Here is a 16,280-nt window from a genome sequence, read left to right as displayed (position 1 = left end):
TCATTTAAGCTTTTTTAACTTTTTCATTTTACAAAATATCATTTGGGTTATCTGAAATCAGTCCGTCTACCCCTAATTTCTGCAATGATTTTGCTTGTTCATGTTCATTAACTGTATAGGGCATCACTGACAATCTATACTGATGTGCACTTTTTAAAAACTTCTCTGTAACTAATGCATAATTGGGATTTACATAATTGGCATAGGCCGCAATGCTTTTAAATGGAGGTAATTTATACCAATACTTCTTTTTACTAATCAATACACCTAGCTCATATCCTTCATTCATATCAAATATTTTTTTCATACTTTTTTGATTGAATGATTGTATGATGACTTTGTTTTTTGGTAAATTCCAAGCATTTAATGCATCTATTAATTCGTTTTCAATTTCAGGATAATTCTGCGGTTGTTTTAGTTCTATTAATAATTTTTGAGGATAGTCTTGGATTAATTTAATTACTTCATCCAATGTTGGTAATGTCTCTCCTTCAAATTGCTTATCTTTAGTTATACCATAATCAAATTGCTGCAAAGCTGCTAAAGTCATATCCTTGATTTTTCCTGATCCATTTGAGGTACGGTCAATCGAATCATCATGAATAACTACAAGTTGATTGTCTAATGTCCTGTGTATATCTATTTCTAATATATCAATATTACTTATAAGTGCAGCTTTAAAAGCAATCATCGTATTTTCAGGAAAATATGTAGCAATACCACGATGTGCCACTAATATGAGCTTGTTGTCAGAAGTATATATTGTCATTAAAATTGCTCTCCTCTTTCTTTATAGCTTATTTTCATCTAAACTTAAATTATCACAAATCAACTGGAGGTCAATCGTTATGGTTCAACATGAATTCAAAGTAAACACACAATGGTCTGGTGGTCGCGAAGCTGTAGGTCAACTTCACGGAGACGTATTAGATGAACAAATATCTATACCATCAGGTTTAGGTGGCAATGGAACTGGTACAAATCCAGATGAATTGTTAGTTTCAGCTGCATCTTCTTGTTATATTATCTCACTTGCAGCTGTACTCGAACGTTCTGGTTTTAATAATATAGAAATTCAACAATCATCTATAGGTACAGCTATTTTTGAAAATGCAAAATTTCGTATGGACAACATTATCCATTACCCTGTTATTGAAGTTGAAACTGCACAAAAAGATAGTTTAGTTAGAAAACTACCTAAACTCTTAAAGGTTGCGGACAATAATTGTATGATTTCAAACTCAATTAAAGGTAATGTCACTGTAAAAATAGAACCAAAAATAAAATAATTTAAAAAAATTTTATATATGACGGAATATGAATGTGATAACAATGTATGCCCTTTCATGATATTTTATTTTGTTTATTTACATTATCTTTTAACTTTTGCACTTTTATATTTTCTGAAAATTTGCTAAACTAAGACAATCATAAGCATTGGGGGAATCACACATGAAATATTATCGTCCTATGTTACTTACACCAGGACCAACGCCAGTACCAGAAGAAATTTTACACGCAACACAGTCACCAATGGTCGGACACAGATCAAGTGACTTTGAAACAATTGCTGAAGAAGCGTTTCGTGCACTAAAACCAATATTCGGTGCGCAAAATGACGTAATGATATTAACTTCTAGCGGGACAAGTTCTTTAGAAGCAAGTATGTTAAATATTGCAAATCCTGACGACGATATTGTTATCATTGTTTCAGGTGCTTTCGGTAATCGTTTTAAACAAATTGCTGAAACATATTACGATAACGTACATATTTTTGAAGTCGAATGGGGTAAAGCTGTAAATGTGCCTGAATTTATTGACTTCTTAAAATCATTGAACACAGATATTACAGCAGTTTATAGTCAATATTGTGAAACATCCACTGCAGTTTTGCACCCTGTCCATGAATTAGGACATGCCCTTAAAGCCTACGACGAATCGATTTACTTTATCGTTGATGGCGTGAGTTGTATCGGTGCAGTTAATGTAGACTTACAACGAGATCAGATTGATGTTCTTATATCTGGTAGTCAAAAAGCCATTATGTTGCCTCCTGGCTTAGCGTTTGTAGCTTACAATAATCGTGCTAAAAAACGATTTAGCCAAGTTACTACGCCGAGGTTTTATTTAGATTTAAATAAATATTTAAAATCATTAGAAGCAAATTCAACACCTTTCACACCAAACGTTTCGTTATTTAGAGGTGTGAATGCATATGCCAAATTAGTTGAAGAAGAAGGATTAGACCAAGTTATTGCACGTCATTATGCAATACGTGATGCTTTAAGACAATCACTCAAATCATTAGACTTAGAATTATTGGTACAAGACGAATATGCTTCACCTACTGTTACAGCTTTTGTACCTAAATCAAAAGAAGAACTCAACTTCATTAAAAAAGAACTTAAAAACCGTTTTGCTATAACAATTGCAGGTGGACAAGGTCATCTAAAAGGAGAAATTCTACGTATAGGTCATATGGGTCAAATTTCACCTTTTGATATTTTACAAGTCGTATCAGCATTAGAAATTCTATTAACAGAATTCAGAAAAGAATCATATATTGGTACCGCAATTACTCAGTACATGGAGGTCGTAAAAGCATATGTATAAAATTTTAGTATCTGATCCAATCTCACCAGAAGGTTTAAAAAGTTTAATTGACCATAAAGACTTCGAAGTCGAAATCAATACAGAATTAAATGAAAGCGAACTCGTTGAAAAAATTGGTGATTACCAAGGCTTAATCGTTAGAAGTCAGACACAAGTCACTGCAGAGATGATTGAAGCAGCGCCAAATTTAAAAGTTATTGCTAGAGCTGGCGTCGGCGTTGACAACATTGATGTTGATGCAGCGACCAAAAATGGTGTTATTGTAATTAATGCACCAGATGGTAATACTATTTCTGCAACTGAACACTCTATGGCCATGATTTTATCAATGGCGCGTAATATCCCACAAGCACATCAGTCATTAAAAAATGGAAAATGGGACCGTAAAACATATAGAGGTACAGAGCTTTATAATAAAACGCTTGGCGTCATTGGTGCTGGTAGAATTGGTTTAGGTGTTGCAAAACGCGCACAAAGTTTCGGTATGCATATCTTAGCTTTTGATCCTTACTTATCTGAAGATAAAGCAAAAGAACTAAATGTAACACGTGCAACAGTTGAAGAAATTGCTGAACAAGCAGATTTCGTTACTGTACATACACCATTAACTCCAAAAACCAAAGGTATCGTCGGTAAAGCATTTTTCGAAAAAGCAAAACCGACGTTACAGATTATTAACGTAGCACGTGGTGGTATTATTGATGAAGCAGCGCTATTAGACGCTTTGAACAATGATCAAATTCAAAGTGCAGCGATAGATGTATTTGAAAGCGAACCAGCAACTGAGTCCCCTCTTGTTGAGCACGATAAAATTATTGTTACGCCACATTTAGGTGCATCCACTGTTGAAGCACAAGAAAAAGTAGCTGTTTCAGTAGCAAATGAAATCGTGGATATTTTCGAAAATGGTAACGTCTTAAATGCGATTAATGCACCAAAAATGACTTACAGTGAAATCAATGATGAATTGAAGCCTTATATTGAATTAAGTAAAATGACAGGTGAAGTGGGTATTCAATTACTTGAAAAAGCACCGCGCGAACTACAAATCAAATACGAAGGTGATATTGCATTAGATGATACAAGTTTGATTACCAGAACACTTGTATCTGGTGTCTTACGTCAAGATTTAGCAGAGCGTGTAAACTTAATCAATGCTTTAGTACTCTTAAATGAACAAGGTGTATCTTATAATATTGAAAAAAACACAAAACATCGTGGTTTTAGTAACTATATAGAATTAACATTAATCAATAAAGATACTCAAATTAAACTTGGTGCAACTGTACTCAATGGTTATGGTCCAAGAATCGTACGTATAAATGACTATCCAGTAGACTTTAAACCTGAACATCACCAACTGGTAATAAATCATAACGATAGACCAGGCATTGTAGGCCGTACAGGACAAATTCTTGGCACATATGATATCAATATCGCTTCTATGCATCTTGGTCGTACAAACCAAGGTGGTAATGCGCTAATGGTATTATCAATAGATCATCCTGTTACACCAGATGTTATTGATGCTTTATATCAAATTGAAGGATTTAATTTAATACGAAGCGTTGAACTTGATATCCAGAGTGATGCAAACTACAACATTTAAATAGTGAATCATCATAAAAGAACCCGGAACATAAATAGCTTATTTCTCAAATTAAAAATACCAATCTATTAGTTTTCTAATGGATTGGTGTTTTTTATTAACAATAAAAAAGATACTGACGCATTATTTTTTAGTCATCAAATAATAAGCGAAGTATCTTTTTTAATTACAATAATATTTCTCTGATATCTCCTACATGGTCTACGATATATTCAGCGTCATAAGACTCTAATTCTTCACGAGCATTCTGACCTTTCAAACCTGTTAATGGACCAATGAAAGTCGCCCCAATTTTCTTAGAACTTAATAAATCTGCTAATGAATCTCCTACCACAAAGACATCATCTTTATTAACACGATTTTCTTGATTTGTAGCATATCGTTCATAATTTTTTAAATGATTACCTTCTAATGTTGCTAAATAGCTAAAGGGATTAGGCTTACCTAATGGCTTTAACTCAGGATATTGTTCCTCAGCGATTAATACCTCACTTGCGGTAACAATATGTAAGTCATCAAATAAATCTTTGATACCAATTGCTTCAAATGGCACTATTGTTTCTGTTCTAGGTCTACCAGTTGCAATGGCTATATGATAGCCAGCAGCTTTCAAATCTGTTAATAACTGTTTAATTTCAGATACAGGTCTTAACACGACTTCGTTATATATGTATCCTTCTTTAAATTCTGTACGGTTAGGCTTTTGTTCTACTTCATTAAATAACTGGGAGCCTAAGTACCACTCTTGGTAAACTTCTTGCGCAAGCGTCCAAAACGGACTTTTTAGTTCAAATAGTGCTGTTTGTTTTGTATTTAACTGATCACCAGCATGCGTAACAAGTGTTTGATAAATATTGTCTTTTCCTGAACTTATACCATCTAAAAACGATAATGGTGACTCAAAGTTCAATTCTATATCAAAAATGTTTTCACCAATCTGTTGCAATGTTTCTTGATTAAAGCTTTCTGAGTTTAAAACTTCTACTAATTTTTCTTGGGGTAATGTTTTGCAAATTTCAATAAAGTGAATGGCAACTACTACAAACAACATATCCCAATTTGAATTTAATCCAAGTGATTTTAACTTAGTTAAAATTTCATCATGATAGAATACGATATCTCTTATTTCAGTAATTTGTTGATCACTTAAATCATCAAATTGTATAGATGGATCTAATCCCATATAATCTTTACTCATAAGCATTTCGTAAACCGTCAATGCAGATACATCAAAACACCTTTCTTCACTTAAAAAAACACCATCAACATCAAATAATACCGACTTCATCTCATCTACTCTCCTTAAATCAGAAAATTCTGATACTAGTTCATCGTACTATTTACCCATGAAAAGAGCAATGTATTTTCATCATTTTATCAAACAAATCATATCGTTAAATATTTAATTTTTTCATATAAAAAATACGCCCTACAAAGATCCACTTTTTCAGTGATAACTATGCTTAGGCGTATTCTAAAATAAACTATTTAGTTATTATTTTTGTTGCTCTGATTCCATTTGTACTTCAATTTCATCAGCTACTTGCTGAACTTGAGTGCCGATAATAACTTGGGCATTATGTTTACCACTCTTCGTCACACCGACAGCTCCTGCGCCCTTAATCTTAGCTTCATCAATAATGCTATTATCATGTAATTCCATGCGTAATCTAGTAGCACAGTTTGTTAATGATGCAATATTCTCTTTGCCACCTAATCCATCTAAAATTTGGCTTGCTGTATTTGTATATTTATTAGTTGCCGCTGTAGATGCGCCTTCTGAATCTGCAGCATCCCCCGTTGACGCTTCATCAGTAGTTGGATCTGGTAGTAAGTTATCCCCACGACCAGGCGTATTTAATTTCAATACTTTAATCGCTATTCTAAATACAAAGTAATATATCACAAAGAATACAAGTCCTTGTAGTAATAACATGAATGGTTGACTTGAAACAGGATTAATTAATGATAGTACATAGTCTATTAAACCAGCACTAAATGAGAACCCTGCTGTCCACTCAAACAATGCTGCTATAAACATGGATAAACCAGTTAAAAATGCATGTATAACAAATAATACTGGTGCTACAAACATGAATGAGAATTCAATTGGTTCAGTAACACCAACAAAGAATGCTGAAACTGCGCCACCAAACATTAAACCATAGACACGTTTTTTCTGTTTAGATTCAGCTGTGTGGTACATCGCTAATGCTGCAGCAGGAATACCAAACATCATTACTGGGAAGAAACCAGCCATATAACGTCCTGTAATACCATGTACTGCACCATCACCAGTTTGGAATTTAGCAATGTCATTAATACCTGCTAAATCAAACCAAAACACTGAATTTAATGCATGATGCAAGCCAGTTGGTATCAATAATCTATTAAAGAAACCATATAAGAAAGCACCGACTGGACCTAAATCTAAAATCCACGTCCCAAATGTTACAATTGCTGAATAGATAACTGGCCAAACAAATAGCATCAATACAGCCAATATAATACTAAAAAATGCTGTTAAAATAGGTACTAAACGTTTACCACTAAAGAATGATAATGCTGTAGGTAATTCAGTTTTACTAAACTTGTTATAAGTATACGCTGCAATTAAACCAATCAATAAACCAATAAAAACGTTAGAATTATTCATTTGTTCAAAAGCTTCGTTTACACCTGTCTCCTTAACACCTAATAATGGTGCTAATTTTGCTGGACTTAAAACCACTGTCGTTAAAAAGAAACCAACTGCTGCAGCAAGTGCTACTGCACCGTCATTTTTCTTAGCCATTCCTAATGCTACCCCAATCGCAAAAAGAATACCTAGTTGTTCAAGAATCGTCGAACCGGCAGAAGAGAAAAACGCTGCTACCGTTGGCAAGACTCCCATTGCTGTTAACGCGTTACCGATACCTGTAATAATCGCGGCTGCTGGTAATACTGCAACAGGAAGCATAAGAGATCTACCAAGACGTTGAAAGAAACTAAACATAACAATTCCCCATTTCAAAATAGATATTTACACAAACAAACACCACATGCACAATATGTCCACGTGGTGTTTGTAAACGTTTTACTTGTTGTCATTGTACAGTTACATAATAACACAAGTTTAAAAAAATTCGTATATAAATTAAAATGTCTAACTTTTTAAAAAATATTGAAACTTACTATTTATCATTCACATAATCATTTAATTCATTTTGTAATTGTATCGTTCTACTTTCTAATTCTTTAGTTAGATATTCTAACTTTTCATTGCGTTTCATGTTTTTTGGTAAATGCTTTGTTTCGATAGGTTCACCAAATTTAACAATTGCTTTACCTGTAATGAGTCCCTTAATTTCTTTAGGTCCAACATATGCAGCAGGTAAAATGGGAGCTTGCGCCATCAAAGCAATAGTTACTGCGCCACGTTTCATTGGCGATCCCTCATCATATTTCATACGATGACCAGTTGGGAATATACCTACCGTTTTATTTTCTTTTAATAATTTAACCGGTTTTTTCAATGTACTTGGCCCTGGATTTTCTCTATCTACAGGAAAAGCATTTAAAGAACTTAAAAACTTACCAAACCATTTATTGTTGAATAACTCTTTTTTAGCCATGTAATGAATTTGATTTGGGTATATTGCTGTCCCTAACATGATTACTTCATTATAGCTTTCGTGAGTACAAGTCACTACATATCTGTGAAGTTGAGGTATATTTTCTTTACCTTGCACCTCTAGTGATTTACATATTTTCATAATAATTAAATCTAACAAACCGCTAATGAATTTATACATTTCTCCACCTACTTCATTTTCCATTATATTTACCTATTGATTCTATCATTTAGTCACCTTATGAACAAGAATATTTATATTTCAGTCTAAAGTTGTATAGTGATATACTAGAAAAAGTTGTATAAACCTAGCATAATAGGTTATATAGAATAAATCGGAGGTAAAGTATGTCAGATTTTAATAACGATAATAACTCTAATGAAACTCAAAACCCTCGTCAACCGCAACAACCGCAACAACCTCAAAATAAAAGGTCAAAACATAAAGCCAAATTCCCCTGGTTTAAAACAATAATCGTGGCCTTAGTTGCCGGTATTATAGGTGCGCTTTTGGTATTAGGCATTGGGAAAATTATGGAAAGCACAGGTTTAAATGATAACGGGTCTTCCGTTCAAGACGCTTCTAATAGTAGCAATGGTGGCAATACACTTGATGGAAAAAGTGAAAAATATGATTCTGTGAATCAAATGATTAACGATGTCTCTCCTGCTATTGTAGGCGTTATTAATATGCAAAAAGCTCAGAATTTAGATAGTTTACTGAAAGGTGAATCTTCTAAATCAGAAGAAGCTGGTGTTGGATCAGGTGTTATTTATCAAAAAAATAATGGTTCTGCATATATCGTAACGAATAACCACGTCATTGATGGTGCAAATGAAATTAAAGTACAATTACATAATTCTAAACAAGTCGATGCTAAATTAGTTGGGAAAGATGCGTTAACAGATATAGCAGTATTAAAAATCAATGATACAAAAGGTACAAAAGCAATTGATTTTGCTAATTCTTCAAAAGTAAAAACAGGAGACAGTGTTTTTGCAATGGGTAATCCTTTAGGCTTACAATTTGCTAACTCAGTGACTTCAGGTATTATTTCTGCTAGCGAACGCACAATTGATACGAAAACATCTGCTGGTACCAATAAAGTAAATGTATTACAAACAGATGCGGCAATTAATCCTGGTAATTCAGGTGGCGCACTCGTTGATATTAATGGTAATCTCGTAGGTATTAACTCAATGAAGATTGCAAGTGAACAAGTTGAAGGTATTGGTTTTGCAATCCCAAGTAATGAAGTTAAAGTTACCATTAAAGAGCTTGTAGAAAATGGCGAGATTGAGCGCCCTTCTATTGGAATTAGTTTACTCAATGTAAGTGAGATACCAGAACAATATAAAGAAGAACTGAATACAAAACGCAAAGATGGTGTCTACATTGCCAAAGTTCATGCTGATAATGAGCTTAAAGAAGGTGATATCATCACTGCGATAGACGATAAAAAAGTTAAAGAAGACACAGACTTACGCTCTTATTTATATGAAAATAAAAAACCTGGTGATTCAGTAGAAATGACTATTGAAAGAAATGGTAAAGAGCAAACAGTGGAAGTACCATTAAAAGAACAAAAATCAACATCTTCAGAGTCATCTGAGAAAGAAAGTGAAAATACTTCACCGTTTAATTAAAAACAATAACAGAATACCTATTTTGAACCAACCAAGTAAATTAATCTGACTTGGTTGGTTTTTTATTACATAACAATCAGGCCTATTCCATTTTATTCAAATTAATAATTATGATAAAAATTAAACTCAGTTCTATCCTACAGAAAGCACTTTTCCCATGAGACAATTTTCATTAAAAAATGACAATACTTTAGCCGACTCCTGTGGAAAAAATGTATTAGCCGAAGAATAAAGGCTGAGGCAAGCTAAACAAAAACAGCCGACAAAGTCCTAAGGCATTGTCGGCTGTTTTGTCGATAATTTAAATATCGTATTATTCTTCTATCTTTATATATATTATTTATAATTAACCATGAAATATTTTTTCTTACCACGACGAATAATTGTAAATTCGTTCTCAATTTTATCGTCAGCTGTTAATTCATATTTCACATCCTGTTGTCTTATACCATTGATATAAATTGCACCGTTATTCACATCTTCACGTGCTTGACGTTTAGACGATGAAATACCAGTTTCAACAATTACTTCAACAATATTTGTTATTTCTTTGCTCAATTCAACTTGTGGCACATCCTTGAATCCTGCTTTTAATTCTGAAGCCGACAATGATTGTAAGTCACCAGCAAATAATGCTTTTGAGATACGCATTGCATCGTCTAATGCAGCTTGACCATGGATGAAACGTGTTACATTTTCAGCTAAGGCTTTTTGTGCTTCACGTAAATGTGGTGCTTCATTTAACGATTTTTCTAATGCTTCAATTTCTTCTTTTTCTAAGAATGTAAAATATTTCAAGAATTTGATTACATCATCGTCTGTAGTGTTGATCCAAAATTGGTAAAATTCGTATGGACTCGTTTTTATAGCGTCTAACCAAACTGCGCCACCTTCTGATTTGCCGAATTTTTTACCATCTGATTTAACGACTAATGGAATCGTCAGTCCGTAAGCTTCTGTTTGGCCGTACATACGACGCATTAATTCAATTCCACTTGTGATATTGCCCCATTGATCAGAACCACCAACTTGTACTTTACAGTTGTAAGTGTTGTTTAAATGACCAAAATCAATTGCCTGAAGGATTGTATATGTGAACTCAGTGAACGAAATACCATATTCTAAACGACTTTGAATGGAGTCTTTACCCAACATGTAATTCACACCAACATGTTTACCGTAATCTCTTAAGAAATCAATCAAAGAAATTTGGCTTAACCAATCTCTATTATTAACCAGTTTAGCACCTTTATCAGTACCAAATTCGAAAATTTTATGCATTTGTTCACTGATGCCTTGAACGTTTAATTCAACTTGTTCTTCTGTTTGTAAGACACGTTCTTCAGATTTACCTGATGGATCACCAATCATACCTGTGCCCCCACCGATTAATACGAGTGGACGATGCCCATGTTCTTGGAATCTACGTAAAGTTAAAAATGGTAATAAATGACCGATGTGTAAACTATCTGCAGTTGGATCGGCACCACAGTATAATGTAACTTGTTCTTTATTCAATACATTCTCTATACCAGCTTCGTCTGTTTGTTGATAAATTAAGCCTCTCCATTTTAAATCTTCTAATAATGCATTTGTCATTGTATATACCTCCTATATTTATTAAGATATTGTTTCGAATAGATTTTAAATATCATCCAAAGTTTAATTTACTTTTAGCAAGTGCGACCGAATAACACTTAAAAAATAAAAAAACGCCCCTACAAATTAATGTAAGGGCGCATGCGCACGGTACCACCATACTTTAAGTCAAACAACTTTATTAATGATACGTTCATTAACTTAAACGTTTGGATGAGTGAAATCATTAAGGTGTATTCACATATGAATCATCGTTAGTTCACAGCAACCACTAACTCTCTGAAGATGACACCATATGTTACTTCTCCTTTATCCAAAAACGATATCGAATTGATGTTAATTATAAGTAACTCTATTTTAAAAGTCAATATCAAATATTATGTTATAATATTGCATACGTAAGGAGGTCAGACATGGAAAATCAAACACATGAAAATAATGTTCACAATCATTTACATAACTCTAAATTCTCTAAATTTGAAATTATCTATAAAAAATTAAAGCATCTTTTCATTGGCTTGTTTGCAATTTTCGCATGTACCTTTATTATTCTATTAGCCATATCGGTATTTTACTTCCAAAGTTTGACTGATGAATCTGTAAACATGTCAGATAACGAATTACGTACTAAATTGCTGAACATTGCTGGTAGTCAAGATATAAATTATAACAGTAAACATATTTTAACAGAATACAATGGATCAACAAATTCACTTATCGTAGGACCAAAACATGTGAATAGCAATGTGATAAAGGCGTTAACTTCTTCAGAAGACAGCTTGTTTTTCTATCATAATGGTATTTTACCAAAGGCTATTATTCGAGCTGTTGGTCAAGATATATTTAATACAGAAGCTGCAACTGGAGGCAGCACCATCACACAACAACTCGTAAAAAATCAATTACTGACAAACGAAAAAACATATCATCGCAAAGCTAATGAACTCATCCTATCTATGCGAACTGAAAAGATTTTAACCAAAGATGAAATTATCTATACTTATTTGAATATCGTGCCTTTTGGACGTGATTATAATGGCACTGATATCACAGGTATCGCTTCAGCATCCTACAGTTTATTTGGAAAAGCAGCTACAAACTTAAATATCGCTGAATCAGCCTATCTGATTGGACTTTTACAAAGCCCTTATTATTACACTCCTTATGAAACAGATGGTTCACTCAAATCTGACGCTCAAATACAAATTGGTTTGGATCGCCAACACTATGTGCTCAAACGGATGTTAGTTGAAGGTGAAATTACTACTTATGACTTTAAAAAAGCTGAAAAATACAATATCAAACAACATTTAATGACAAAATAAAGTGTCTAGTTCATAAACTTCTCTGACAATTAAAAAAATAGCTGTGAAGAAATCTATCTTTATAGATTTCCTTACAGCTATTTTTAATATGTTTGTATTATATAATAGTTAAAATTTAGAATAGACCAATTGCATGTCCATCATCAGTAACATCCATGTTTAATGCTGCTGGTTTTTTAGGAAGACCAGGCATAGTCATGATTGCTCCAGTCAATGCAACAATAAATCCTGCGCCAGTTTTAGCTTCTAATTCACGAATAGTGATTTCAAAACCTTCAGGTGCGCCTAATTGTGTTGCATCATCCGAGAATGAATACTGTGTTTTAGCCATACAAACCGGATAATTATCCCAGCCATTTTCTTTAAATTGTTTAAGCTGTTTTTGTGCTTTGCTGCTAAATGTAACTTTTGAGCCACCATAAATTTCTTTAACAATTGTTTCAATTTTTTCTTCAAGTGGTAAATCTAATTCGTATAAATGTTTGAAGTCTTGTGGTTCATCAAGCACCTCTAGCACTTCATTTGCTAAATCGATGCCGCCTTTACCACCTTTTTCCCAAACTTCAGTTAAAGCAAGTCTCACACCGTTCTCTTTTGCCCATTGTTGTACATATTGTGTTTCTTCTTCAGTATCATGTACGAACGCATTCAACGCAACTACAGGTTCTAAACCATATTTTTTAACGTTTTTAACGTGGCGTTCTAAGTTCACGATGCCTTTTTTAACCGCTTCAACATTTTCTTCTTTTAAGTTGTCTTTAGCTACACCGCCATGCATTTTAAGCGCACGAACTGTCGCAACTACTACAACTGCTGAAGGTTCAAATCCTGCTTCACGTGCTTTAATATCTATGAATTTTTCAGCACCTAAATCTGAGCCAAAGCCAGCTTCAGTTACAACAATATCTGCTAAGTCTCTTGCAGTTTCTGTTGCTAAAATTGAATTACAACCATGTGCAATATTAGCAAATGGCCCACCATGTACAAGGGCTGGTGTGCCTTCAATTGTTTGTACTAAGTTAGGTTTAATTGCATCTTTAAGAATCATCGCTAATGCGCCTTCTACTTTTAAGTCAGCTACAGTAACAGGTTTACGTGATCTAGTATAACCTACAGTAATTCTACTGATTTTCGCTTTTAAATCATTAAGGTCATTAGATAAACAAAGAATTGCCATTATTTCAGAAGCAACGGTAATATTAAAACCATCCTCTCTTGGAACCCCTTGCGTTGGTCCACCTAAACCTACATTTACATTACGTAATGCACGGTCATTCATGTCTAAAACACGTTTCCATTCAATACGTCTTTGATCGATTTCTAATTCATTACCTTGATGCATATGATTATCAATAAATGCTGACAGTGCATTATTTGCAGTAGTGATTGCGTGGAAGTCACCATTGAAGTGTAGATTTATATCTTCCATTGGTAATACTTGTGCATAGCCACCACCAGTTGCCCCACCTTTTATTCCGAAAATAGGACCTAAAGCTGGTTCACGTAACGCTACCATGACGCTTTTTTTAAGTTCGTTGAATGCATCTGCTAACCCAACTGTAACTGTCGATTTACCTTCACCTGCTGGCGTTGGACTCATAGCAGTAACTAATACTACTTTCCCCTTACCATTTTTTTGTTGAACTTGATTAATATCAATCTTAGCTTTATAGTGCCCGTATGGTTCTAATGCATCTGCGGGTATGCCCGCCTGCTTAGCAATATCTCCAATCGGTTTTAATGTTGATTGATTTGCTATATCTAAATCAGATAAGTGTGCCAAATTCATTCGCCTCTTCTTAAATAAATTTTAAATCAATACATATATTTCCCATATATACTACTGATAAAAATAAATCCTTACATATTAATATTAACTAACTTATGTTGTGTTGTCGATTAATAGAGATAGCGCTTTCAAAATAATAAGTGAATATATTCACCTTATGTGACCTATGTTACGCTTAAATTGTTATTTTACACAAAAAACTCCCTGAATATCATCATAATCTTTAGTGTGTAGCATAAAGCACATACTTAAAGTTGATAATATAAAGGGAGTATAAAATAGCTTGTATTATTTCACATTGGAAATACAGGTTAAATATTTATGATTAAACTTAGTAAAATAAAACTACTTTTTTGTTTAATTAGTCTTCCATTGTACTTAAATCGCCTTCAGGTAAATCAAGTTCCCAAGCTTTAAGGACACGACGCATAATTTTACCAGAACGTGTTTTAGGAAGTTTTTCTTTAAATTCTATTTCGCGTGGTGCAGCGTGTGCGGCTAAACCTTCTTTAACAAATACGCGAATTTCTTCTTTCAGTTCATCTGAAGCTTCATACTCTGGGCGTAAAGCAACAAATGCTTTAATAATTTCTCCTCTTACTGGATCTGGTTTACCAATCACACCTGCTTCTGCAACCGATTCATGTTCTACTAGTTTCGATTCTACTTCAAAAGGACCTACACGTTCGCCTGCCGTCATGATAACGTCATCTACACGACCTTGGAACCAATAATAGCCATCTTCATCTTTGTAAGCAGAGTCTCCAGAAACATACCAATCACCAATAAAGTATGAATCATATTTTTCAGGATTTTTCCAAATAGAAACCATCATAGATGGCCATCCTTTTTTAATTGCAAGGTTACCCATTCGATTTGGTGGCAACTCGTTACCTTGATCATCAACAATAGATGCTTCTATACCTGGTAACGGTTTACCCATGGATCCTAATTTAACATCCATAGATGGATAGTTAACGATCATATGGCCCCCTGTTTCAGTCATCCACCACGTATCTAAGACGCGTTTACCAAAAACATCTTTTGACCATTTAATTACTTCAGGATTTAGTGGTTCGCCTACGGATAAGATACTTTTTAGTGATGATAAGTCGTATTTGTCGATAATATCATCGCCTGCACTCATCAACATTCTTAATGCAGTTGGCGCCGTATACCATATTGTAACTTTATATTCTTCAATCATGCCGTACCACGCTTCAGGTGAGAATCTACCTCCAACGATACAATTTGTCACACCATTTAACCAAGGACTGAAAATACCATATGAAGTACCTGTCACCCAGCCCGGATCAGCTGTGCACCAATATACATCGTCTTCTTTAAAATCTAGTACATATTTACCAGAAATATAATGAACGAGCATTGCTTTTTGAGCATGTAATACACCTTTAGGTTGGCCTGTTGAACCTGAAGTATAATGCAATATCAAACCGTCATCTAAGTTTAACCATTCTGTTTCAAATTGGTCACTCGCATTTTTAAATTCACTATTAAAGTCAACATATTCACTGTCTACTTCCTCATCTACGACTACAATCGTTTCTAAATGTGGTAATTTATCTTTAGGAATACGTGGCAATAATGCATTCGTTGTCACAATCACTTTCGCTTCACTATTTTCTAAACGATCTGCAACAGCTTTTTCCATAAATGCTTCAAATAACGGTCCTACAATTGCACCTATTTTTAATATTCCAAATAAAGCAAAATAAAGTTCTGGTGTTCTAGGCATAAATACAAAAACACGATCACCTTTCTCAATGTTTGCTTTATCTTTTAATACATTTGCAGCTTTATTAGAATTTGATTTCATTTCTTCAAAAGTATAACTTTCTTTACGCTTATCATCTTTATAATGTAATGCGATTTTTTCACCATTACCTTCATCCACATGGCGGTCAATACATTCATGTGCCATATTGATCTTACCAGTTTCTGACCATGAAAATGCTTTTTCTATTTCTTTCCAGTCAAAATTTGCGTATTCTTTTTCATAGTCTTGTAGGTTAAAATTTCCATTTTCCCCTTTGTATACTTCTACTTTCATTTTGAATCCCCCTC

Annotated in this window: 12 protein-coding genes; 5 read left to right on the top strand and 7 right to left on the bottom strand. The window is 33.8% G+C overall.

The features are described from left to right. Window positions 1-28 precede the first annotated feature (28 nt). Entirely contained in the window at window positions 29-769 is a 741-nt protein-coding gene (locus AAA453_RS07290; RefSeq protein ID WP_427704239.1) for a glycerophosphodiester phosphodiesterase, read from the bottom strand. A gap of 79 nt (window positions 770-848) precedes the next feature. On the opposite strand from AAA453_RS07290, the gene AAA453_RS07285 reads away from it, so the two are divergent. The 3 genes from AAA453_RS07285 to serA all read left to right on the top strand — a co-directional run bounded on the left by AAA453_RS07285 (window position 849) and on the right by serA (window position 4,222). Further along, complete coding sequence (locus tag AAA453_RS07285) at window positions 849-1,289, top strand: SACOL1771 family peroxiredoxin (RefSeq protein WP_046465571.1); 441 nt, start codon at window positions 849-851, stop codon at window positions 1,287-1,289. Window positions 1,290-1,452: 163 nt separating this feature from the next. Continuing rightward, window positions 1,453-2,613, top strand: coding sequence for a pyridoxal-phosphate-dependent aminotransferase family protein (locus AAA453_RS07280; RefSeq protein WP_427704237.1), 1,161 nt, complete (start codon window positions 1,453-1,455; stop codon window positions 2,611-2,613). After that, window positions 2,606-4,222: a phosphoglycerate dehydrogenase gene (gene serA, locus AAA453_RS07275; RefSeq protein WP_069815368.1), complete on the top strand. Its 1,617-nt coding sequence runs from the start codon at window positions 2,606-2,608 to the stop codon at window positions 4,220-4,222. The genes AAA453_RS07280 and serA overlap by 8 nt, the downstream gene beginning before the upstream one ends. A gap of 166 nt (window positions 4,223-4,388) precedes the next feature. Here the strand turns inward: serA and AAA453_RS07270 are convergent, their stop codons facing one another. From AAA453_RS07270 to AAA453_RS07260, 3 genes are all read right to left on the bottom strand, one after another. Next, a complete protein-coding gene (locus AAA453_RS07270) occupies window positions 4,389-5,510 on the bottom strand; it encodes an HAD family hydrolase (protein ID WP_427704235.1) in 1,122 nt (373 codons plus the stop codon). A 207-nt stretch (window positions 5,511-5,717) separates the two neighbouring features. Next, window positions 5,718-7,217 (bottom strand): N-acetylglucosamine-specific PTS transporter subunit IIBC, encoded by a 1,500-nt coding sequence (gene nagE, locus AAA453_RS07265; RefSeq protein ID WP_427704234.1) that lies wholly within the window; start codon window positions 7,215-7,217, stop codon window positions 5,718-5,720. Window positions 7,218-7,395: 178 nt separating this feature from the next. Then, entirely contained in the window at window positions 7,396-8,016 is a 621-nt protein-coding gene (locus AAA453_RS07260) for a lysophospholipid acyltransferase family protein (protein ID WP_069816471.1), read from the bottom strand. Between the two features lie 167 nt (window positions 8,017-8,183). Here AAA453_RS07260 and AAA453_RS07255 point away from each other — a divergent pair, with 167 nt between their 5' ends. After that, window positions 8,184-9,482 carry a S1C family serine protease gene (locus tag AAA453_RS07255; RefSeq protein ID WP_427704233.1) on the top strand — a complete coding sequence of 433 codons (1,299 nt, stop codon included), beginning with the start codon at window positions 8,184-8,186 and terminating at the stop codon, window positions 9,480-9,482. Between the two features lie 336 nt (window positions 9,483-9,818). Here the strand turns inward: AAA453_RS07255 and tyrS are convergent, their stop codons facing one another. Then, window positions 9,819-11,081, bottom strand: a complete 1,263-nt coding sequence (tyrS, locus tag AAA453_RS07250) for a tyrosine--tRNA ligase (protein ID WP_427704232.1) — start codon at window positions 11,079-11,081, stop codon at window positions 9,819-9,821. Between the two features lie 413 nt (window positions 11,082-11,494). Here tyrS and AAA453_RS07245 point away from each other — a divergent pair, with 413 nt between their 5' ends. Next, the gene (locus AAA453_RS07245) at window positions 11,495-12,406 is read left to right on the top strand and encodes a transglycosylase domain-containing protein (protein ID WP_427704231.1); all 912 of its coding nucleotides are present in this window, start codon (window positions 11,495-11,497) and stop codon (window positions 12,404-12,406) included. Between the two features lie 115 nt (window positions 12,407-12,521). On the opposite strand, the gene AAA453_RS07240 is transcribed toward AAA453_RS07245, so the two are convergent. Both AAA453_RS07240 and acsA read right to left on the bottom strand, forming a co-directional pair. Continuing rightward, window positions 12,522-14,189, bottom strand: a complete 1,668-nt coding sequence (locus tag AAA453_RS07240) for a formate--tetrahydrofolate ligase (protein ID WP_069815358.1) — start codon at window positions 14,187-14,189, stop codon at window positions 12,522-12,524. A 367-nt stretch (window positions 14,190-14,556) separates the two neighbouring features. Next, the gene (gene acsA, locus AAA453_RS07235; RefSeq protein WP_046465579.1) at window positions 14,557-16,266 is read right to left on the bottom strand and encodes an acetate--CoA ligase; all 1,710 of its coding nucleotides are present in this window, start codon (window positions 16,264-16,266) and stop codon (window positions 14,557-14,559) included. Window positions 16,267-16,280 lie beyond the last annotated feature (14 nt).

Source organism: Staphylococcus parequorum, from assembly GCF_039237145.1.
GTDB lineage: Bacteria > Bacillota > Bacilli > Staphylococcales > Staphylococcaceae > Staphylococcus > Staphylococcus equorum_A.
The sequence above is the reverse complement of the archived record's forward strand: the minus strand, read 5'-3'. Positions and strand labels throughout refer to the sequence as shown.

Coding starts and splice junctions, on each gene's coding strand:
- AAA453_RS07280 (WP_427704237.1), top strand. CDS start 1,453: ATGAAATATTATCGTCCTATGTTACTTACACCAGGACCAACGCCAGTA.
- AAA453_RS07255 (WP_427704233.1), top strand. CDS start 8,184: ATGTCAGATTTTAATAACGATAATAACTCTAATGAAACTCAAAACCCT.
- AAA453_RS07285 (WP_046465571.1), top strand. CDS start 849: ATGGTTCAACATGAATTCAAAGTAAACACACAATGGTCTGGTGGTCGC.
- serA (WP_069815368.1), top strand. CDS start 2,606: ATGTATAAAATTTTAGTATCTGATCCAATCTCACCAGAAGGTTTAAAA.
- acsA (WP_046465579.1), bottom strand. CDS start 16,266: ATGAAAGTAGAAGTATACAAAGGGGAAAATGGAAATTTTAACCTACAA.
- AAA453_RS07260 (WP_069816471.1), bottom strand. CDS start 8,016: ATGTATAAATTCATTAGCGGTTTGTTAGATTTAATTATTATGAAAATA.
- AAA453_RS07270 (WP_427704235.1), bottom strand. CDS start 5,510: ATGAAGTCGGTATTATTTGATGTTGATGGTGTTTTTTTAAGTGAAGAA.
- AAA453_RS07245 (WP_427704231.1), top strand. CDS start 11,495: ATGGAAAATCAAACACATGAAAATAATGTTCACAATCATTTACATAAC.
- tyrS (WP_427704232.1), bottom strand. CDS start 11,081: ATGACAAATGCATTATTAGAAGATTTAAAATGGAGAGGCTTAATTTAT.
- nagE (WP_427704234.1), bottom strand. CDS start 7,217: ATGTTTAGTTTCTTTCAACGTCTTGGTAGATCTCTTATGCTTCCTGTT.
- AAA453_RS07290 (WP_427704239.1), bottom strand. CDS start 769: ATGACAATATATACTTCTGACAACAAGCTCATATTAGTGGCACATCGT.